Source organism: Synechococcus sp. CC9616, assembly GCF_000515235.1.
Classification (GTDB): Bacteria; Cyanobacteriota; Cyanobacteriia; order PCC-6307; family Cyanobiaceae; genus Parasynechococcus.
Map to the genome: position 1 here is coordinate 637,522 of NZ_KI911558.1, position 19,785 is coordinate 657,306.

Sequence of the window (19,785 nt, forward strand, 5' to 3'; positions counted from 1 at the left end):
CGACGACTGATAGCGTCGCCGCAGCGTCCGTTTTTCGGAGATGACCATCAGCGCGTGGCGTCAGCAACTGCTGGATGGCGAGGTGTCGTCCAGGGAGCTGGTGGACCAGCAACTGGAGCGCATCCAATCCGTTGATGCCCAGATCCATGCCTTTGTGGAGCTGACGGCCGATCGGGCGCGGGCCGATGCCGATCGTATTGATGCCGCCCGTGCAGCAGGCGAAGAGCTCGGCGCTCTGGCCGGAGTTCCCCTGGCCATCAAAGACAACCTCTGCACCCGCGGTGTTCGCACCACCTGTTCGAGTCGGATGCTGGAGACGTTTGTGCCTCCCTATGAGTCAACGGTGACCGAGCGGCTGTGGTCTTCCGGCGCCGTGTTGATGGGCAAGACCAACTTGGACGAGTTCGCCATGGGCGGCTCCACCGAGACCTCTGCCTTTGGCCCCACGGCTAATCCTTGGAACACAGATCATGTTCCTGGCGGGAGTTCCGGGGGAAGTGCGGCCGCTGTAGCCGCTGGAGAGTGCATCGCGGCCCTCGGTTCCGACACCGGAGGCTCGATTCGACAGCCCGCCTCCTTCTGCGGTGTGGTGGGTCTCAAGCCCACCTACGGACGTGTGAGTCGCTGGGGGCTTGTCGCGTTTGCCAGCTCTCTTGATCAGGTAGGTCCGTTCGCATCCTCTGTTGCAGACGCTGCGGAGCTTCTACAGGTGATGGCCGGTCCTGATCCGCGTGATTCCACCTGTCTCAACGTTCCTGTTCCCAATTACATCTCCGGGCTGAATCAATCGGTTCAGGGATTGAGGGTTGGTCTGATTCGCGAGTGCTTTGAGGCCAAGGGCCTGGATCCTGAGGTCAAGCAGTCCGTGATGGCGGCGGCCTCTCAGTTGGAGTCTCTCGGCGCTGAGCTCGTGGATGTGAGTTGTCCTCGCTTTACCGATGGCATCGCGACTTACTACGTGATCGCGCCTTCAGAGGCGTCGGCCAACCTCGCCCGCTACGACGGCGTCAAATACGGCTATCGAGCTGCCGATGCGGAGTCCCTGGCAGCCATGACGGCCCGCAGTCGCGCCGAGGGATTTGGCGCTGAGGTGCAGCGTCGGATTTTGATCGGCACCTACGCCCTTTCCGCTGGGTACGTCGACGCTTACTACAAAAAAGCTCAGCAGGTGCGGACCTTGATCCGTCGCGACTTTGATGCGGCCTTCCAAAGCGTGGATGTTCTGCTGACGCCGACGGCTCCATCCACGGCCTTCCTCGCGGGTGCCCACGCAGACAACCCCTTGTCCATGTATCTGGCTGACTTGCTCACGATTCCGGTGAATCTTGCAGGCTTGCCAGCCATCAGTGTTCCCTGTGGATTCAGCAGTGCTGGTTTGCCAATCGGGGTACAACTGATCGGCAACGTGCTCGAGGAGGCTCGGATTCTTCAGGTGGCCCATCAGTACGAACAGGCTGCGGGGGTCGAAGCACAACGCCCATCCGCGGCCTTGATTCCCTAACCGGCACCAGATGTGGTGCCAGCTAGTCAGGGCTCACGCTTGATCTTGCGTAGGGTCCTAGGCTGTGGCTATGGCTTTTGTACCACTCCATAACCACAGCGATTACAGCCTTCTGGACGGGGCATCGCAGCTGCCTGGCATGGTGGAGCGGGCTCAGCAGCTGGGAATGCCTGCCGTTGCGCTAACCGATCACGGCGTCATGTACGGCGCCATCGAGTTGCTGAAGTTGTGCAAAGGCACCGATCTCAAGCCGATCATCGGCAATGAGATGTACGTGATCAATGGCTCAATCGACGATCCGCAGCAAAAAAAGGAAAAGCGTTATCACCTGGTTGTTCTTGCCAAGAACGCCACGGGTTACCGAAATCTGGTGAAGCTAACCAGCATCAGTCATCTGCGAGGCATGCGTGGCCGTGGAATTTTTTCGCGTGCCTGCATTGATAAGCATCTCCTCAAGCAATACAGCGAGGGCTTAATCGTGGCGACGGCCTGTCTGGGAGGGGAGATCCCACAAGCGATTCTTCGCGGTAGGCCTGAAGTTGCCCGTGATGTGGCGCGTTGGTATCAGAACATCTTTGGAGAGGATTTCTATCTTGAGATCCAGGATCATGGCTCTCCGGAAGATCGGATTGTCAACGTCGAGATCGTCAAAATCGCCCGTGAACTTGGAATCGAATTGGTGGCGACAAATGATGCCCACTACCTCAGCAAGCAGGACGTTGAGGCCCATGACGCCTTGCTTTGCGTGCTGACTGGCAAGCTGATCAGCGACGAGAAACGACTTCGCTACACCGGCACCGAATACATCAAGAGTGAAGAGGAGATGAAACGTCTCTTCGCCGATCACTTGGAGCCAACGGTTGTCGAGGAAGCTATCGCCAACACCGTCAAGGTGGCTGAGAAAGTGGAGGCGTACGACATCCTCGGCCACTATCAGATGCCGAGATTCCCGATCCCAGAGGGTCACACTGCTGTGACGTACCTGCGAGAGGTCACCGAGCAGGGCTTGCGCGATCGCCTGGAGTTGAACGCTGATTCAGCGATCGATCCCCTGTATGCCGATCGCATGGCCCATGAATTGCAGATCATGGAGCAGATGGGCTTTCCCACCTATTTCCTGGTGGTGTGGGATTACATCCGCTTCGCACGAGAGCAGAACATCCCAGTTGGTCCTGGACGGGGATCCGCTGCAGGGTCACTCGTGGCCTACGCCCTTGGAATCACCAACATCGATCCAGTGAGCAATGGCCTTTTGTTTGAGAGATTCCTGAACCCTGAGCGCAAGTCGATGCCAGATATCGACACCGATTTCTGCATCGAGCGCCGAGGCGAGGTGATCGACTACGTCACGGAGCGCTACGGGGAAGACAAGGTTGCACAGATCATCACCTTCAACCGGATGACCTCCAAAGCTGTGCTCAAGGACGTTGCCCGCGTGCTGGACATTCCATATGGCGATGCAGACAGGCTGGCGAAACTGATTCCAGTGGTTCGTGGGAAGCCAGCAAAACTCAAGGCGATGATCGGCTCGGAGTCTCCAAATCCTGAGTTTCGCGAAAAGTACGAATCCGATCCGACGGTGAAACGCTGGGTCGATATGGCGATGCGAATCGAAGGTACCAACAAGACGTTTGGTGTTCACGCCGCCGGTGTGGTGATCGCAGCTGATCCTCTCGACGAGTTGGTGCCGCTGCAACGCAACAACGATGGTCAGGTGATCACCCAGTACTTCATGGAGGACGTGGAGTCGATGGGTCTTCTGAAGATGGATTTTCTGGGGCTCAAGAACCTCACGATGATCGACAAAACTCTTGAGCTGGTAGAGGTGAGCAGTGGAGAACGGGTAGATCCAGACCGCTTGCCCCCCCAGGATCCCGATACCTTTGCCTTGCTCGCACGGGGGGATCTCGAGGGTATTTTTCAGCTTGAGTCCAGTGGCATGCGTCAGATCGTCCGTGATCTCAAGCCGTCATCCCTGGAGGACATTTCCTCGATCCTTGCTCTTTACCGTCCCGGTCCATTGGATGCAGGGCTGATTCCCAAGTTCATCAACCGCAAACACGGACGCGAGGCGATCGACTTCGCCCACACCACTCTTGAACCGATCCTCAGTGAGACCTACGGAATCATGGTCTACCAGGAGCAGATCATGCGAATTGCCCAGGATCTTGCTGGTTACTCCCTGGGTCAGGCCGATCTGCTGCGCCGAGCAATGGGCAAGAAAAAGGTGTCCGAAATGCAGAAGCATCGTGGAATTTTCGTCAAAGGGGCATCAGAACGAGGGGTTGCCGAGTCGATTTCTGATGAATTGTTCGATCAGATGGTTCTCTTTGCTGAGTACTGCTTCAACAAAAGCCACTCCACTGCTTATGGAGCGGTGACTTATCAAACGGCATATCTGAAGGCCCACTATCCCGTGGCTTACATGGCAGCTTTGCTCACGGTGAATGCTGGGGCTGCGGACAAAGTTCAGCGCTACATCTCCAACTGCAACGCCATGGGGATTGAAGTGCTGCCGCCCGATGTGAACGCGTCGAGAATTGATTTCACTCCCACCGGAGAACGTATTTTGTTCGGCCTCTCGGCCGTTCGAAATCTCGGAGATGGAGCGATCCGCCAATTGATCTCAGAGAGAGAGTGTGGTGGGGCCTTCCGTTCCTTGGCTGATCTCTGCGATCGATTGTCATCTTCCGCACTTAACAGACGTGGCCTTGAGGCCTTGATTCACTGCGGTGCTTTGGACGCGCTTGATCACAGTGGCAACCGCGCCCAGTTGATGGCTGATCTGGATCTTCTGCTTGATTGGGCATCATCAAGGGCGAAGGATCGGGATAGTGGTCAGGGCAACCTGTTTGATCTGATGGCAGGTTCAACGCAGGATGATGACGGTCCGGCTGATCTGAGCCTGGCTCCCAAGGCCTCTCCTGTTGCCGACTATCCCCCTGCCGAGAAGCTGCGTCTCGAGAAGGATCTTGTCGGCTTCTACCTATCGGATCATCCCCTTAAACAACTCACAGCCCCGGCAAAGCTGCTTGCTCCGATTGGTCTCGGTTCCCTTGAAGAACAACCGGATAAAACCAAAGTGAGTGCGATTGCGATGATCAGCGAACTGCGCCAGGTCACCACGCGCAAAGGCGATCGTATGGCCATCTTGCAATTGGAGGATCTCACCGGCAGTTGCGAAGCCGTCGTCTTTCCCAAGAGCTATGCCCGTCTCTCCGACCATCTGATTGCTGAAACCAGACTCCTTGTCTGGGCTGGTGTCGACCGACGTGATGAACGGGTGCAACTGATCATTGATGACTGCCGTGCTATCGACGATGTTCAGTTGCTGCTTGTGGAGTTATCCGGCGAACAAGCAAGCGACATCACCGTCCAACACAAACTGCGTGAGTGCCTGCAGCAGCACAGGCCAGACCGTGAGGAACTTGGCATCAAGGTTCCAGTGATCGCTGCAGTTCGTCTTGGAGAGTCCGTTCGGTATGTGCGACTTGGATCGCAATTTTGTGTAAGGGACCCTTTGTCCGCAAGCCGTGCTCTGCAATCTGAACAGTTCTCAGCACGGTGCAGTGGTCAGTTGGTCACCGGTTAGTCAGGACGGATCTTGTTTTTTGGCCCTGATGGAGCTGCGTAGCCGCTGAACATTCGTTCGAATGTTTTCCAAGCCCAACAGAGTGCCATTCTTGGACTCCCAACTGGCTGACAGAACCCCGTAGCTCAGACCTCCAAGTCCCAAAAGGAAACAGAAGCCCGATGCTGCAAGGGTTGTTCCTGGAGCAATGTCTGCGATGCCACGGGTGATCAGGACATAACTACCCACAAAAACACCCATCCCAGCAATGGTTGGCAGACCGGTGAACACGGCAACTCTCCGTGCCATTCGGTTGGCCACGGATTTTGGAATGGCTTGAGACGCCTGGACTTGGGTTTTCCCAGTTGATGACGTCGATTTTGTCTTGCCCCTGTCCGGCTCAAAGGGCAGCGCTTTGCGTTGATCGCCCATAGGACATGGAACTCTGGATCATTGGATCTTGATGCAGAGATTCATCAACCGCGAATGCCAAGCTTGCCGATGATGTCTGTATAGCGCTGCTCGCTCTTGCCACGCATGTAGCTCAGCAGACGCTTTCGACGTCCGATCATCTTGAGCAACCCCTGTCTCGATGAGAAGTCGTGGTTGTTCTTCTGCAGGTGGCTGCTGAGACGACTGATTCGTTCCGTCAGCATCGCAACCTGCACCTCCGGCGACCCAGTGTCTGTCCCATGGGTCTGATGCGAGTTGATCAGTTGCTGCTTCTCGCCCGTGTCAAGCGACATTCTGCGCGTTCGACTCCAATTCGTCACTATACAGTGAAGGGGCACAGACCCACCACTTCAGGCGTCGTGAGAGCAAAGGGACATTCCAGCCACTTGGGTTCGTATGAAGGGTTAATGATGAGAAAATCCGCGTTTGAGCTACCATCAACTTGACATCTCATAATCCGGGCAATTAGAGTTTGTCTATATAAACTTGTGAGATGCAAGTCGGCCTAATTCTTTCAATACCTCTCGTTGCCCTTTTGATTATTGGTTGTTTCGGAATTCTCAATTCCAAAACGATTATTAGTTCTTTGTTTTCCTTAGATGTTATCGATACCGCGACAATCAGTATTTTTGTATTGATTGCGGCCTATTCTGGATCCCAAACACCAATCATCTCTGATAGCCCTCGTTACGCGAATTATTCCGATCCATATCCTCAGGCTATCATTTTAACCGCAATCGTGATTGGATTTGCGACCCAAGCTTTATTGTGCTCTATTGCGCTGCGGTTGAGTCGTACTACCCCTCTCCTGCGCTACAAAGATTTGGAAAAATGATTGAGTCTCCACTTTTTTACGCATTACTAACATTTCTACCAGCAACGATTGGTTTTTTGGGATGTGTCTTTCATAGAATTTTTTTCCCAATCTCACTGGCTTATCTAGCTGCACTCTCAGCATTCTCGCTAGCAGGTATTTTTAACTCCTGGGAAACAAGCTATACATTGATGTGGATCGGTGGAATTCAATTTAGTTTTGATCAATATACGTATCCTCTTCTCTTTGGCACGAGTTTTTCTATCTTCACATCACTGTTGTTGTTCCGTAAATTTTTAAGTCATTACTTCTATCAAATAGCATTGGTTTTGCTGACAGCTCTGATCGTGTCGTTTTCCGCAGTCGATCTAGTCAGCATATACATTGCACTTGAATTAACTGGATTTTGTGCATTTCTTTTGATCGCTGATCGAAACGATAACAAATCTCTTTTCCTCTCTTTCCAGTATCTAATTGGTGGCGGATTGGCCATGCTGATTTACTTAATAGGAGTGATCAGTGCCTTTCAATTTTCCACAACTTTTTTAATTAAAGATCTTTCATATGCCACACCAATTGCATTGTGTTTGATTGTCGCTGGATTGTTAACCAAAGCTGGCATCTTTATTTGTGGTTTGTGGGTTCCAAATATTTACTCACATGCATCCCCTCAGTCCTCAGCCATCCTTGCTGGTTGTGTGACATGTGCTGGAATCGCTCCAATCGCAAGAATGAGCGGAGATTTGGTACCCATAGCCAATTCACTGGTTGTCATTGGTGTATTAAGTGCTGTTGTTGCAGCTCTTTATGCTGTCTTTGAGCGGGATGATGGACGTGCTCTTGGTTGGAGTTCCGTATCCCAGCTTGGTTTAGCGATTCTTTCTCCTACATATGCTTGTATTTATGCCATGCAACATGGTGTTTGCAAGGCATTACTTTTTTCAACTTTAAATCCGGAAGATCCTGCTACGCACGAGCATCACGAAAAGAGTCAACATCACACCTCAAACTCAAACCATCAACCAGGACTCACAAAATTCCAGAATTACGCATCCTTAATTGTATTTGTAATTGCAAGCCTATCCGTTATGGCATTCCCTCTAACATCAGGTTTTATCACAAAAACATTGCTAAAGGGAGATATTCCTACAAATGCAAAAATAATCGTTTCTACGTCAACATTGCTGACGACAACAGTCTATGTTCGTTTGATATGGTCCAGAATTCAGGTATTTTTGAGAAAAAATCGCGATATCGCAATTAATAAGGATGTTCAGAAAATCAAATTCAAGTGGTATTTTAATCAGTTTTATTTAGTGGTCTGCGCCATTGCAATAGTTTCATTCAGTATAAACAACTGGTCTGTGCTTACTTACGATAATATTATGAATTCTTTGAGTGCAACAGGATTGGGTATTATTCTTTACGCATCCGTGGTTGGATTGCAGGCAGTTAAAATTGTAAAACCAGTCACTCGGACTCTGGATTTGGTTGGAGCCCCCTTTGTTGTGGCAGCATTACTATTAGCTAATCTTCTTTACTTTAAAATCTAAATTATTACGATGGCAAATTTTATCCGATTAGTGTTAACGCTCGCCTTTCGACTGAGTTGTTGGCTGCTAATTACGTCTAATTTTGGGGTCTTTAATTTGATAATAGGTGTATTCATTGCATGTATTATTCCTTTAGGTACCTACAAGTCTCTTCAATTAAAAGCTCTCATCCCTTCAATTATTACTATCATTAAAATAATACCCAATCTAATTACTGAAACATGGCAAATTATTCGTATTAAGCGCCCAATCGATATTTTCACAGTACAACCGATGTGTCAATTTACACTTCGCGGCTCTAGATTTGCTCAATTCATTCAGGTAATTGCAATCACGTCAACACCTATGTCGATTGTTGCTGGAAATCAAGATGAAGAACATTGGATTGTTCATCTTGTGGGTGACAAGAGGAAGCAGCCATGATCGAGCCAATATTATTATTGCCAATACATTTTAGTTTTATCTTGTTAATGCTCATAGCATCATCATTATCAATTGCTGCTGTTGCGCGCTCATCCTCGTTAAGCGAGCGTATTGCCGTTGCGGGTAGCTTTAGCAATAAAATAGCACTGGTTATCCTTACGTATGGAATTTTTCGAAATGATTGGATGATTGGCAGTGTGGGCGCTGTTATTCTGATAGCAGGCGACGCGGGAATGCTTATTTTGGCCTTAACTGAATTAAAGGAGTAAAATGAGCATTCAACTTCTCAGCTCTAATGTCTTAATCATTGTCGGTCTAATTCTTTGGTTCTGGGGCACAGCCCCACTTTTGAACAAGTCACATAATCTCTTATATAAATTGCATATGTTGACAGTTGCGGATACCGTTGGATCCGTATTAATTATTACTGGACTTCTTGTTTATGCTCCTAATCAATGGCCTATTTTGGCTGTCGTGACCATTTCTTTTGTTTTGTGGAATACCATTTTTTCCTATCTCTTTGCTGTACTGACGAATCGATAAATGCCTACCAGAACTCTTTTCCTACTACCAGTTGAACTTGTGCTCCCAATTCTGGGTATTTTGTTAATACGTACACAATCTCCTATTCGTGGCCTAATTTATAGATCATTTTTGGGCTCTCTTGCAGCTCTTTTGTACGCAATATTTGGGGCCCCAGATGTTGCCTTGACAGAAGTTCTTGTCGGCACATTATTATCGTCGATTCTATATATCATCACAATACGTGCTTGCTACAGCGCAGTCATTGTTGTCTCCGAGGATTATGAGATGCCTCAAGTCCTTATGGAGCATTTAAAATCTATGTTTAGCGAATTACGCATGAATATTGTACTTCAGCCCTCAAAACTTACTCACAGTAGAGATGATTATAATCATCTATTTTCATCCAAAACACTTGCTGGATCTCCACATGCAATCTTGGATGGCAATCAACTCTGTATTGAATCACCAATTTTATTGGAAGAATTACTTGAAACCGATTATTATAGAGATAATCAGTTTTTAGATAAAATTTACTGTGTTGATTGTCAATCAGATAGTACTACTGATGAGATATCATGAAGCAAAATAATTTCTCCACAGATCTGATAAAGTCATCATTTTATCTTATTGCGATTTCATTTGTTTTTATCAGTGGTTTATTGGTTGTCCCAGAATCTACACAAAGGGATACCAATTCTATCGTCGACTATCTCGTTCAAATTGCCGATATTCCAAACTCCGTTACTGCTGTGATCCTTGGGTCTCGCCTGTTCGATACGATTGGTGAGGTGATTGTTTTTACTGTTGCTGGATTGGGAGTCAAAATACTTCTCCATTCCGAAGATTCCGAAACACGATTAGTTGGTGTTCAAGACCCTGTCATTATCAATTTGCTTGATTTTGTAGCTCTTCTGATTGGTTTCCTTGCCATTGAGCTTGCGATTCGAGGACATCTAAGTCCGGGAGGAGGTTTTGCCGCTGGTGTCGCCGGTGCCACGTCAATTACCTTATTAATGGTTAGTGGACGGCTTCAAAGGATTGAAGACTTATACAGTCGATATAATGCTGCGATTGTAGAAAAATTTGCCGTTGTTATTTTTATAGTGATAGCAATGATGAGTTTTACGTCTGTCATTTTCCCGACAAGTCCCTTCTCATTCATACCTCAGAATGTTTATATTCCGATTTTAAATGTTGTGGCTGGTCTAAAAGTGACAATCGGAGCATGGTCTGTGATTCGATTGTTTATTACTAAGCGTGGAATCATCTAGACGTGAAAGATAAAAGAAGTATCAAGCAAGATCTTTGGTACTTCGGAGATTATATGGGTGGATTCTCTGGTACGAATTACAATTATATTGTTTACCTCTCGATCGCATTACTATTGTTTGCGATTGCACTTTCAACGGAAACTGGCCTTGAGCCTGTTTTTTATCGACTTTATATCCCATATACTTATGAACTGATTGAAATTTTCTTTATCGCTGATTACGTTGGCAAAATAGCTAATACGTGGTCGCTTTATAGCTATAAACCAGTCCACTTGTTAACATCTACTCTGAAATTGCGAGCGATAGTTGACCTTTCGACCTTATTATTTTTAATTACTGACTTTCTACCAAATTCCTCGCTGCCTGTCATTTCATTGTACTTGTTGAAGGTATTGATCTTATTTTATTTTTCCGACCTAAGGGATATCATCCTTAGGGTTAAATATATAGTATTTAGTCATCCTGCAAAGACTTTTTTCCCTCTAACTCTTTTGGCCATTGTTACATATTCATTGGCAGTAATTATGTATTTAGTTGAGGGACAGATGGACCCTGATCATTTTGGATCAATATTGAAGTCGTTGTGGTTTTCGTTTGTCAGTGCAACAACAATAGGATACGGTGATGTCACACCGACCTCATTTTTAGGTCGCTTTTTATCATCTACATTTGCTTTATTTGGTATCATCTGTATTGCTATATTGACTGCTAACATAATTGACCTAAATGCTAGGTACGATGAGGAGACTTCGGATTAATACCAGCAAGCCATTTTAGTGTTGATCGGCTAACAATATAATTTTACATACGATTTTCCTGTAAATTCTATATAGCTCAGTTTGTACTTTATGAAATCGTTAAATCACATTATCGACGCATCTACTCCTTATTCAATTTTCAAGGCGTATATTTCTTCTTACTCAAAATATGTGGGCGTTTTAAAGTTTGGCTGGGGAAGCTTGTTGATTGATCCAGAATTTGAAGAAAAGAAGAGATTGCTGGATCAGTACAAGATTAAATCTACTCCGGGCGGCACACTATTTGAGTACTTTTATCAACAAAACGACTTAAATGCTTTCAGAGATTTGCTTAAACGCTGGAATTTTTGTTCAGTAGAACTAAGTCGTGGAACAATAACTATCTCAGATGTTGAATATTCAAATTTAATTAATCAATTCTCGGCTGATTTTACAGTCTACAGTGAAGTTGGTTTCAAATCTCCAGAACTCTCAGATCAAATGAGTCCATCTGATTGGATACGCAGTTGTCAATTGTCATTGGATGCAGGTGCAGAGTTCGTTATACTTGAGGCTCGCGAATCTGGTACAGCAGGAATTGTTGATAAAGATGGTATCATCAAAACTCCTCTCTTGACTCATCTTGTCAATACCATTGGTTTGGAATCAGTTTTGTTCGAAGCTCCAGTAAAAGCCTTGCAGGCGCATCTGATTAATCTTTTTGGTACAGACGTTAATCTCGGCAATATTAGTCTCCAGAGTATTTTGCCTTTACAGGCTTTGCGTCAACGACTTCGTTCCGATACGTTGGAAACATCCTTAAAGTCGGCATGATATCAGATAAATTTCAACCCTCACTGTCCTCAGGGATGTTGATCCATGTAGCGATTCCGTCCTATGAACTCGATAAGAGTTTGAACTTTTACCGGGATGTGATCGGGGCTACACCATTTCGTATTCTCGATGACCGAGTCACTTTTGGGTTTCACAACCTTCAACTTGTTTGTCATCTGACCAATCGCAATGACAATCAACCTAACAGCGGCTTTTACCCGCGTCACTTTGGGATTACGTTCATTGAGCACACTGAATATCAGCAGTTTTACGAGAGTGTGCTTGCCCAGTACGGCTCTTTCGTTTATTCTGGCTTATCTTCTCGATTTTCCGGTCGTTCCGATGAACATATGACATTTATCTTACAAGATCCATCCAGCAATTTTGTTGAATTCAAGCATTATTTGTCACCCGATTCGTCATTTTAATTTAAATGATTTACTTTGATTTCTACAAACGAATTTTTGCTTTTTTGATCTGCACGCTTGTTCTTTTAATCCCGTTTGTTTATTCTGATTCGGTGAATGCAGCTGAAATTAAATATATTGACCGAATAATTGAGCGTGGTTATCTAAAAGTTGGACTTCCTCCATATACAACTCCACCATTTTATTTCAATGAAAGCAGCGGAGAATTGGCTGGTTATGACGTAGAAATAATTAGAAATTTTGCAAATTTTTTGGATGTCGATGTTAAGTTCGACCGTGATTCAACAAGTTTTAACGATTTAGTACGACGATCTGGAGCCAATGATTTTGACATGGCCATTGGAAAGCTTGGTACTACCTATGCACGAATGTCTGATGCTCATCCTCATGAGTATATGAATTTCAGGCATTCAATTCTTGCCAAACGAAAATCAATCGCTAATCTCCAAGGAAATATTCCAGACAGTGATTTTGCGAGAGTTCTGTTAAACTCTAATATCAAACTTGGATTTATTGGGCGTTCTGCATACGATACTTACGCTAGCGCCCTATTCCCTAATGCCGAGAAAATAGGCTATGAAAATTGGGATAAATGTAAAGAGGCATTGTTTGCAGGCGAAGTGGATGGAATTTACAGAGATGCAACAGAAGTTAAAAAAATTGTTTATCAGGAGCCTGCGATCTCCCTTGATTATGTACCTGTTCTATTCGAAGATATAGTTGATCAAAAGTCAATATATTTATCAACAGAGGCTAATAACGATATGGCTTCTATTCTGGATTACTATTTATCGAAACAGGTTTCAATCAAGGACGATTCTGAAATCATTGCTGAATTTCCGGATTTCTATAAACCTAACACAGATCTTCCCTCCAAAATTTCCAAGAAAGGAGCCTCTTGATCAATGACTACATTTCCTTTTGACTTCAAGAAGTTTAAGTTGAGTTTCCTGAGCTTACGTTTATATCTGCGAAAACTTCGTACTGTTAAAGCGTTTGTCTTTTTTATCCTTCCAGCAGCTCTTATTCTAGGATTATTTCTCCCTGATGCTGCGGATACTCTCAATTCTTTTGGACTTACCTTGATCCAGTTGATATCATTTCCCGCTATTCCTTTGGTTCTTACTGCTGTTGTTATTTCAACCTATTCAATATTTTCACTTTCAAGCTCTCCTGAACAAGAATTTAAATTCACACGACGTCTTTTCCTTTCTCTGCTCGTCCTCATTGGTTTCGTATCTATATTTGCACTTATGTTATCTCTGTATCAAAAGCCAGGTGTGCTTTCTCCGGACGGGAGGCTTTCTATAGGAACATATATGTTGGATGTGACTGATATCAGGCTTACGTTGTCAACAGCTGTTTCAGAAGCTGTTGATCCTTTCGAATGGGCTAAAACAATACTTCCTAATAATATTGTTGGTGATGCATCTCGAGGGCAAACATTAAAAGTGATTAGTGGATCCGTCCTGTTGGGGTGGGGTCTCTCTCTTCTTCCGAAGGATAAGTCAGCACCACTTCTTACAATAATCAGAGGTATTTACGATGTTTCAGTGAAGGTCCTTGATGAACTTCTACTGATTGCGCCTCTTGTTGTTATCTGTTTAATTGCAGGAGCCTTTTCGAGTATCAATTCTGAAATTGTTGTTTCATTACTGAATCTCACAATATGCATGCTTCTCGCGTCACTTGCTTCGCTCGGAGTTAGCCGGCTCATTGTCAAGCGTTTTACAACCTCTGCTGAACGAGCTTCTTCGGACGTCAACCCAGCAGATTCTGTGTTCCTGCTCGGACTATCAACGGGGAGCAGTCTTGCCTGTTATCCAACAATTATGCGAGCCATGGAGAAAATGGGTCGTAACTGCTCCCATTCAGAGGCTGCTGCTTCATTGAGTTTGTTGATTTCCAGAATGGGAAATATAATTTATAACATAATTGCGATTGTGTTCGCTCTTAATCTGTTCGAAGTGAAATTCTCTCCGGCAATTCTTTTCCAAGTTCTTGTTCTTGGTATTGTTACTGGAATATCTGCTGCTGGGTTGAATGGTGTTGCTGTTGTTCCAACCATAGGGTTAGCCCTAACAAGTTTTCAGCTACCAATCCCTCCAATCCTTGTTCTGCTTCTTGCTGTTGACCCCATCCTGACCCTGCCACGTGCAGCGACTACAGGTGTACTGGCGATGGCTGTCACTGTGATTGCGTCTGATCGAGATCCTGAGCATTCATGTGCTCATCAGTCTTACGAATCACTCGTCTAACTGCCGTCTTTTTAAGATTGAACTGAAGCTTGATCGTTTCCTGGATCAGGCTTGGTTGAGCCACTGTAAACAGGCCCGAATCCAACCTTCGCTGTCATGATCTTCCGGGGCATCCTGTCCCTCTCGAAGCGCTTTAACTGCTCGCCTGATCTCAAGATCCTCATACCCAAGAGAGAGAAGCGTCTCTTGCAGGTCTTTGACCTCCGTTGTGAATTGTTGGTCACCACCATCCACAAGCGATGGTTTCACGTCGATATCGCCGATGCCATCAACGCTGGTTCGTAATTCCACTGCAAGCCGTTCAGCAGTCCGTTTGCCGATCCCCTGGGCACGACAGAGGCGTCGCAGATCGCCTCCGCGAATCGCCTCAATAAGCTCCGGGCTCGTGCATTCCTGCAGTAGAGCCATTCCTGCCTGCGGTCCCACTCCGTTCACCCCAATTAATTGTCGGAACAGATCTCGTTCAACCCGATTGATGAATCCATAGAGGTTGGTGGCGTCTTCTCGTTGCACCTGATGGATCCAAAGTTCCACACTGGAGCTCACTGCAAGGTTCTGTTGTTGACGAGTGATGACCTGCACCTCGTAGCCAATGTCCCCACAGGCGAGCAGAATTCCACTTCGATTCCCTTGCGTCCAGCACTCCATGGGACGTCCACGTAACCATCCGATCATGGAGTTTCCCGATATCCCCACCATGCTGCCTGACATGCGCTCGCGCCTGTGGCGTTTTTTTGTTGGCAGCATCTGCGCTGTTTTCCTCCTCTTCAACCTGAGCGCCTGTGGGGCAGCCAACGAGCCGCCCCGTCAGCAGTTGCTGCAAGCCCTCAGCCTGCAAATCCAACTCACGCAGGCCGCCATTTCCCGATCTCTGGAATTACCGGATTCGAGTGGCACGCCGACAGTCAGCCGTGTTCGCGTCGAAAACCAGGAGGCGATTCAGATTGGAGAACAACTTGGGATGAAGGTGTCAGGCCGTTTCGATTGGCAACTTCCCGGTGACCGTATGCAGGTTGATAGTCCCTTTGAGATTTACATGGAGCGGGGCGAACGAGGCGAGAGCTGGCGTTTGGCTCGTCCGGGTGGTAGCGGTGATGGTTTTCGGCAGGACTGGTTGACGTATCCCTTGCCGGTGAGTTGAGGACGTGAGTAGAGCCGCTGTAGTTATTTTTTATGTCCGTTAGTAACGCACATTGATCGTTGTCTTTGTTATCTGTATTGATGTTTTCCTGCTCGTGTTGATGTCATCCAATTTTTCAGCAATTTGGTGGCCATCTAATCATTGAGATTCCGGTTGATAATGCTCATTCTTGCTAGGAGTAGGTACTATGTATCTTTAGGATAATGCAATGTGATGGTGAATTTCGGGTTATTTAAGTTTTATTTTCTACGTTGTAGATTCAACGTTTTTAACTCTGCAGACGCGCCTGAAGGCTGACCAGAGTGGAAGCCAAGACAAGGAATCCACCGATCACGATCCAAAAGCTCAGCCCTTCTGCAAACCAGAGATATCCCCAAAGAGCAGCAAACACCACTTGGATGTAATTGATTGATGTGGCTTGTGCTGCAGGCATCAGGCTGAGACCGCGGGTTACCCAGATCTGACCGAGCTGTGTGAACACACCGATCCCCAACAGCCAGAGCCATTCACCACCCATGGGCAAGACACCATTGCGAATCACCATCGGGAGTGTGAGCGGTATCGAGAGGACCGGGAAATACAAAATGATCACCAGCGGGTGTTCCCGACTGGAGAGATGGCGTACGCAGACGTAGGCGAGTGCCGTGAAGAAGGCGCCGCCCAGCGCAATCAGCACAGCCGTTGTTGGCAGCTTTTCAAGTCCTGCGTTCAACCAGTCTGGTTGAGCCACAAGGGTGATCCCGATCCAGCCAAGCAAAATCGCAACAGCGATGCTCCGGCGCAGCTGTTCTCTGAGAACGATGGCAGCCGCCACTGCCGTGAAGGTGGGGTAGGTGTACTGAAGGACGGTTGCCGATGCCAGCGGAAGTGTTGTGATCGCCTCGAAAAAACACAGCAGAGCGAGACTTCCGCAGATGCCTCTGGCCAACAACCAGCCCGTGTGTTGACCCCAGGGTGAAACCCTGGCTCGCTGCAGGCCAAGGCCGGTGAGCCCCACGCTGATCAAGGCTCGACTCAGCACTATCTCCGGCACCGGCAAGCGACCATCAAGTTGCTTGACGCAAACGGTCATCAGACTGAAGGCCAGTGAACTGAGAATCAGGCATCGCACTCCCTGTCCTGTTTCGCTGCTGGGTGCATCAGTCACTGGACGGACCGGCGTGACTTCGCAGAATGGCCGCATGCTGAATGCCCGTCTCCATCCCCGCACGATCGAGGCCGTCAAGGAACGGGCGGACATCGTCGATGTCGTTGGAGATCACGTTGTCCTCAAGAAGAAAGGCCGGGAGTTCGTTGGCATCTGTCCCTTTCATGACGACAGCAAGCCGTCCATGACGGTGTCGCCGGCGAAGCAGTTCTACTACTGCTTCTCCTGTGGTGCGGGCGGCAATTCCATCAAGTTCCTGATGGAGTTCCAGAGGCAGAGCTTCAGTGATGTGGTGCTGGAGCTGGCCAGGAAGTACCAGTTGCCGGTCGAAACCGTTGATGGGCCCCAGCAGGAGCGACTTCGTCAGCAGCTTTCACGCCGCGAGAAACTTCAGCGCGCAACCGCTTTGGCTGCTGGATGGTTTCGCAGCCAGCTACTCGGTGAGGCTGGTCAGCAGGCAAGGTCATATCTCAGTGAACAAAGGGGGCTGAGCCTCGCGACACAGGACACCTTTCAGCTCGGCTATGCCCCCGATCAGTGGGATGGACTGTTGAAGCATCTTCAGCAGGTGGAGGGACTCTCTCCCGAGCTGCTGGAAGCCGCCGGGCTGGTGGTTCCACGAAAGGGCGGCCGTGGTTTTTACGACCGCTTTCGCCATCGCGTGATGGTGCCCATTCACGATCGCCAGGGACGGGTGATCGGATTTGGAGGCCGCAGCCTTGATGGTGCTGAGCCGAAATATCTCAATTCGCCGGAAACAGAGCTTTTTGAAAAGGGAAAACATCTGTTTGGCCTGGACAAGGCGGCGGGAGCGATTCGTAAAGACGACCGCGCAGTGGTGGTTGAGGGTTACTTCGATGTGATTGCCCTGCATGCAGCAGGCATCACCAATGCTGTTGCTGCGCTTGGAACCGCTCTCAGCAATCAACAGATCACCCAGCTCTCCCGCGTCAGTGACAGCAAGCGGATCGTGCTCAATTTCGATGCCGACGGCGCTGGAGTGCGGGCGGCCAACCGTGCGATCGGGGAGGTGGAACAGCTTGCGATGCAGGGGCAGCTCGAATTGCGGGTTCTGCATCTGCCCTCCGGCAAGGACCCCGACGAATTTCTCAAGGCCCATGGTTCGGGGGACTACAGGGCGCTGCTTGATCAAGCACCGTTGTGGCTTGACTGGCAGATCGAGCAGGTTCTGGCGGAACGTGATCTCAGCCGCTCAGATCAGTTTCAGCAGGCTGTCAGCGAGCTGGTGGCCCTGCTGGGCAAATTGCCCCAGAGCGCAGTCAGAACTCATTACCTCCAGCGTGTTGCTGAACGTCTCAGTGGTGGTCAGGCGCGCTTGGCTCTGCAGCTGGAAGAGGATCTGCGACAGCAGGTGAAGGGGCAACGCTGGCACGGGCGTTCCAGTCGTCATGAACAGCCTGCCGAAGCCAGTCAGAGGGAGCGCTGTGAAGCCGATGTTCTACGGCTGTATCTGCACTGCCCTCGCCATCGCAGCACGATCCGTCAACAGCTCCGGCAACGGGACCTGGAGGACTTCGCCCTGCAGCCCCATCGTCTGCTCTGGGCCTCGATCACGGAACTGGAGGAATCCAATCTGGGCATCGGGAGGCTTGAAGCAATCAGCCGCGGGGACGATGCCGGTGAGGAGCTGGCCGATCTCGACCTTCCGACCTTGCTCACCGATCAGCTGCTGCTGGAGAACAGTGGCCTGATTTCGAGGCTGACGCCCCTGTTGGAGCCAGGCGAGCTCGAGAAACTCTCCCTCTCGGATCCGCTTGAGCAGCTGCGGGGCACCACAGCTCTGCTTGAACGTCAGAAAAGTCTGAAGCGTTGCCGTCACCTGCTTGAAGCCTGGGGCGGGCAACGTCTGCAGACTCTGGAAGCCTGTATTGCCACCCTGATCGATCAGCCGCCAGGGGATGCTCCGGTTGATATGGAACAGCGCATTCAGAGCCTGTTTGATGAGCTCAACCGTGATGCCCTTCGTTATCAGGAGCTTTATTACACCGAAAGGAAGCACATCAACCATCTCGATCAGCAGCGCTGTCGCGGATTCGGTGATCAAAACGTTCTCTCGGCCTAACCATGACCTTCAATCACCTTGCAGCTGAAGCCTGATGGGTCTCTTCGAGCGTTATCTCTCCCTGTGGATCGGTCTTGCGATTGTGGCCGGTGTGGTTCTTGGCGGGTTGTTGCCGGATCTGGCGGTCTGGATCGCCTCAGTGGAGGTGGGCCGCATCAATCTTCCGATCGGCGTCCTGATTTGGGGAATGATCCTTCCCATGATGCTGGCGGTCGATTTCTCTGCGATTAAGGGGATTCGACGTCAACCGCGGGGTCTGCTGATCACGGTGGTTGTGAATTGGTTGATCAAGCCGCTCACCATGACCGCCATAGCCTGGCTGTTCATTCGCGGTTTGTTCTCGCCCCGGATTCCTGATGCGATGGGGCAGGACTATGTGGCGGGCATGATTCTGCTGGGAGTGGCTCCCTGCACGGCAATGGTGTTTGTATGAAGCCGCCTCAGTGACGGTGACCCCGGCTACACCCTGGTTCAGGTGGCTGTGAATGATCTGATCATGGTGTTTGCCTTCGCGCCGATCGCCGCCTTTCTTCTCGGGGTGAACGATCTCCTTGTGCCCTGGGACACGATGCTGGCCGCTGTTGGGTTGTTCGTCCTGGTGCCACTGGTTGTGGGATGGCTGATCCGCATTGCTTTGAAGACTTCGAGGCGGATTCGTCACCTGGAGACTCAGCTCAAGCCAGTGTCAATGATCTGCTTGATTGCGACGGTGCTGCTGCTGTTCATGGTTCAGGCCAAGGCGATCCTGGCCAATCCCCTGGCCATTGTTCTGATTGCGATCCCCCTGATCCTGCAGACCTATCTGATTTTTTGGATCACGGCCCAGTGGATGCGTCTCTGGAAGCAACCGCGCTCGATCTCCGCACCTGGAGCCATGATCGGTGCTTCCAATTTTTTCGAGCTTGCCGTCGCCGTGGCCATCAGTCTTTACGGCTTGAATTCCGGAGCCGCACTGGCCACGGTGGTGGGTGTACTGGTTGAGGTTCCGGTGATGTTGTCGCTTGTTGCGATCGCCAATCGCAATCGCCGATTGTTCCCTGTTTGAG

At 49.0% G+C, this 19,785-nt stretch carries 19 protein-coding genes and 2 pseudogenes; 17 read left to right on the forward strand and 4 right to left on the reverse strand.

Annotated elements, in window-relative coordinates:
- Window positions 1-40 precede the first annotated feature (40 nt).
- Together gatA and SYN9616_RS0103790 are read left to right on the forward strand one after the other, a co-directional pair.
- The gene (gene gatA / locus SYN9616_RS0103785; RefSeq protein ID WP_028951932.1) at window positions 41-1,501 is read left to right on the forward strand and encodes an Asp-tRNA(Asn)/Glu-tRNA(Gln) amidotransferase subunit GatA; all 1,461 of its coding nucleotides are present in this window, start codon (window positions 41-43) and stop codon (window positions 1,499-1,501) included.
- 70 nt (window positions 1,502-1,571) lie between these two features.
- Window positions 1,572-5,093, forward strand: a complete 3,522-nt coding sequence (locus tag SYN9616_RS0103790) for a DNA polymerase III subunit alpha (RefSeq protein ID WP_028951933.1) — start codon at window positions 1,572-1,574, stop codon at window positions 5,091-5,093.
- Here the strand turns inward: SYN9616_RS0103790 and SYN9616_RS0103795 are convergent, their stop codons facing one another.
- Window positions 5,094-5,504: a PAM68 family protein gene (locus SYN9616_RS0103795; protein ID WP_028951934.1), complete on the reverse strand. Its 411-nt coding sequence runs from the start codon at window positions 5,502-5,504 to the stop codon at window positions 5,094-5,096.
- Between the two features lie 44 nt (window positions 5,505-5,548).
- Window positions 5,549-5,818, reverse strand: a complete 270-nt coding sequence (gene rpsO / locus SYN9616_RS0103800; protein WP_028951935.1) for a 30S ribosomal protein S15 — start codon at window positions 5,816-5,818, stop codon at window positions 5,549-5,551.
- Window positions 5,819-6,018: 200 nt separating this feature from the next.
- On the opposite strand from rpsO, the gene SYN9616_RS16300 reads away from it, so the two are divergent.
- The 12 genes and pseudogenes from SYN9616_RS16300 to SYN9616_RS0103840 all read left to right on the forward strand — a co-directional run bounded on the left by SYN9616_RS16300 (window position 6,019) and on the right by SYN9616_RS0103840 (window position 14,368).
- Window positions 6,019-6,360 carry a cation:proton antiporter subunit C gene (locus SYN9616_RS16300; protein ID WP_071991407.1) on the forward strand — a complete coding sequence of 114 codons (342 nt, stop codon included), beginning with the start codon at window positions 6,019-6,021 and terminating at the stop codon, window positions 6,358-6,360.
- Window positions 6,357-7,892, forward strand: coding sequence for a proton-conducting transporter membrane subunit (locus SYN9616_RS16305; protein WP_084218296.1), 1,536 nt, complete (start codon window positions 6,357-6,359; stop codon window positions 7,890-7,892). Before SYN9616_RS16300 ends, SYN9616_RS16305 begins: the two co-directional genes overlap by 4 nt.
- A gap of 419 nt (window positions 7,893-8,311) precedes the next feature.
- On the forward strand, window positions 8,312-8,584 hold the full coding sequence (locus SYN9616_RS0103810) for a hypothetical protein (RefSeq protein WP_051410934.1): 273 nt from the start codon (window positions 8,312-8,314) through the stop codon (window positions 8,582-8,584).
- A 1-nt stretch (window position 8,585) separates the two neighbouring features.
- Window positions 8,586-8,858, forward strand: coding sequence for a monovalent cation/H(+) antiporter subunit G (locus SYN9616_RS16310; protein ID WP_071991409.1), 273 nt, complete (start codon window positions 8,586-8,588; stop codon window positions 8,856-8,858).
- Window positions 8,859-9,074 (forward strand): annotated as a pseudogene (locus SYN9616_RS18190) (hydrogenase subunit MbhD domain-containing protein); the annotation flags it as partial.
- Window positions 9,075-9,125: 51 nt separating this feature from the next.
- Window positions 9,126-9,419 carry a hypothetical protein gene (locus tag SYN9616_RS17845; protein ID WP_232199984.1) on the forward strand — a complete coding sequence of 98 codons (294 nt, stop codon included), beginning with the start codon at window positions 9,126-9,128 and terminating at the stop codon, window positions 9,417-9,419.
- The gene (locus tag SYN9616_RS0103820) at window positions 9,416-10,111 is read left to right on the forward strand and encodes an MnhB domain-containing protein (protein ID WP_051410935.1); all 696 of its coding nucleotides are present in this window, start codon (window positions 9,416-9,418) and stop codon (window positions 10,109-10,111) included. The genes SYN9616_RS17845 and SYN9616_RS0103820 overlap by 4 nt, the downstream gene beginning before the upstream one ends.
- A gap of 2 nt (window positions 10,112-10,113) precedes the next feature.
- Window positions 10,114-10,869, forward strand: a complete 756-nt coding sequence (locus SYN9616_RS0103825; RefSeq protein WP_028951939.1) for a potassium channel family protein — start codon at window positions 10,114-10,116, stop codon at window positions 10,867-10,869.
- 90 nt (window positions 10,870-10,959) lie between these two features.
- Entirely contained in the window at window positions 10,960-11,682 is a 723-nt protein-coding gene (locus tag SYN9616_RS15135) for a phosphosulfolactate synthase (protein WP_037990652.1), read from the forward strand.
- Window positions 11,683-11,717: 35 nt separating this feature from the next.
- Window positions 11,718-12,110 (forward strand): VOC family protein, encoded by a 393-nt coding sequence (locus tag SYN9616_RS18195; protein ID WP_071991411.1) that lies wholly within the window; start codon window positions 11,718-11,720, stop codon window positions 12,108-12,110.
- Window positions 12,111-12,202: 92 nt separating this feature from the next.
- On the forward strand, window positions 12,203-13,012 hold the full coding sequence (locus tag SYN9616_RS0103835; RefSeq protein WP_198015131.1) for an ABC transporter substrate-binding protein: 810 nt from the start codon (window positions 12,203-12,205) through the stop codon (window positions 13,010-13,012).
- Window positions 13,013-13,015: 3 nt separating this feature from the next.
- Window positions 13,016-14,368, forward strand: a complete 1,353-nt coding sequence (locus tag SYN9616_RS0103840; RefSeq protein ID WP_028951942.1) for a dicarboxylate/amino acid:cation symporter — start codon at window positions 13,016-13,018, stop codon at window positions 14,366-14,368.
- Window positions 14,369-14,413: 45 nt separating this feature from the next.
- Here the strand turns inward: SYN9616_RS0103840 and ruvA are convergent, their stop codons facing one another.
- Window positions 14,414-15,043: a Holliday junction branch migration protein RuvA gene (gene ruvA / locus SYN9616_RS0103845; RefSeq protein WP_028951943.1), complete on the reverse strand. Its 630-nt coding sequence runs from the start codon at window positions 15,041-15,043 to the stop codon at window positions 14,414-14,416.
- On the opposite strand from ruvA, the gene SYN9616_RS0103850 reads away from it, so the two are divergent.
- A complete protein-coding gene (locus tag SYN9616_RS0103850) occupies window positions 15,015-15,509 on the forward strand; it encodes a hypothetical protein (protein WP_037991258.1) in 495 nt (164 codons plus the stop codon). The two genes, ruvA and SYN9616_RS0103850, sit on opposite strands and share 29 nt — an antisense overlap.
- Window positions 15,510-15,777: 268 nt before the next feature.
- Here SYN9616_RS0103850 and SYN9616_RS0103855 read toward each other — a convergent pair whose 3' ends face one another.
- The gene (locus SYN9616_RS0103855; RefSeq protein ID WP_037990653.1) at window positions 15,778-16,692 is read right to left on the reverse strand and encodes a DMT family transporter; all 915 of its coding nucleotides are present in this window, start codon (window positions 16,690-16,692) and stop codon (window positions 15,778-15,780) included.
- Here SYN9616_RS0103855 and dnaG point away from each other — a divergent pair.
- Window positions 16,691-18,739 (forward strand): DNA primase, encoded by a 2,049-nt coding sequence (dnaG, locus tag SYN9616_RS0103860; protein ID WP_028951946.1) that lies wholly within the window; start codon window positions 16,691-16,693, stop codon window positions 18,737-18,739. The genes SYN9616_RS0103855 and dnaG overlap by 2 nt on opposite strands.
- A 34-nt stretch (window positions 18,740-18,773) precedes the next feature.
- Window positions 18,774-19,784, forward strand: a pseudogene (gene arsB, locus SYN9616_RS15140) (ACR3 family arsenite efflux transporter).
- Window position 19,785: the final 1 nt, after the last annotated feature.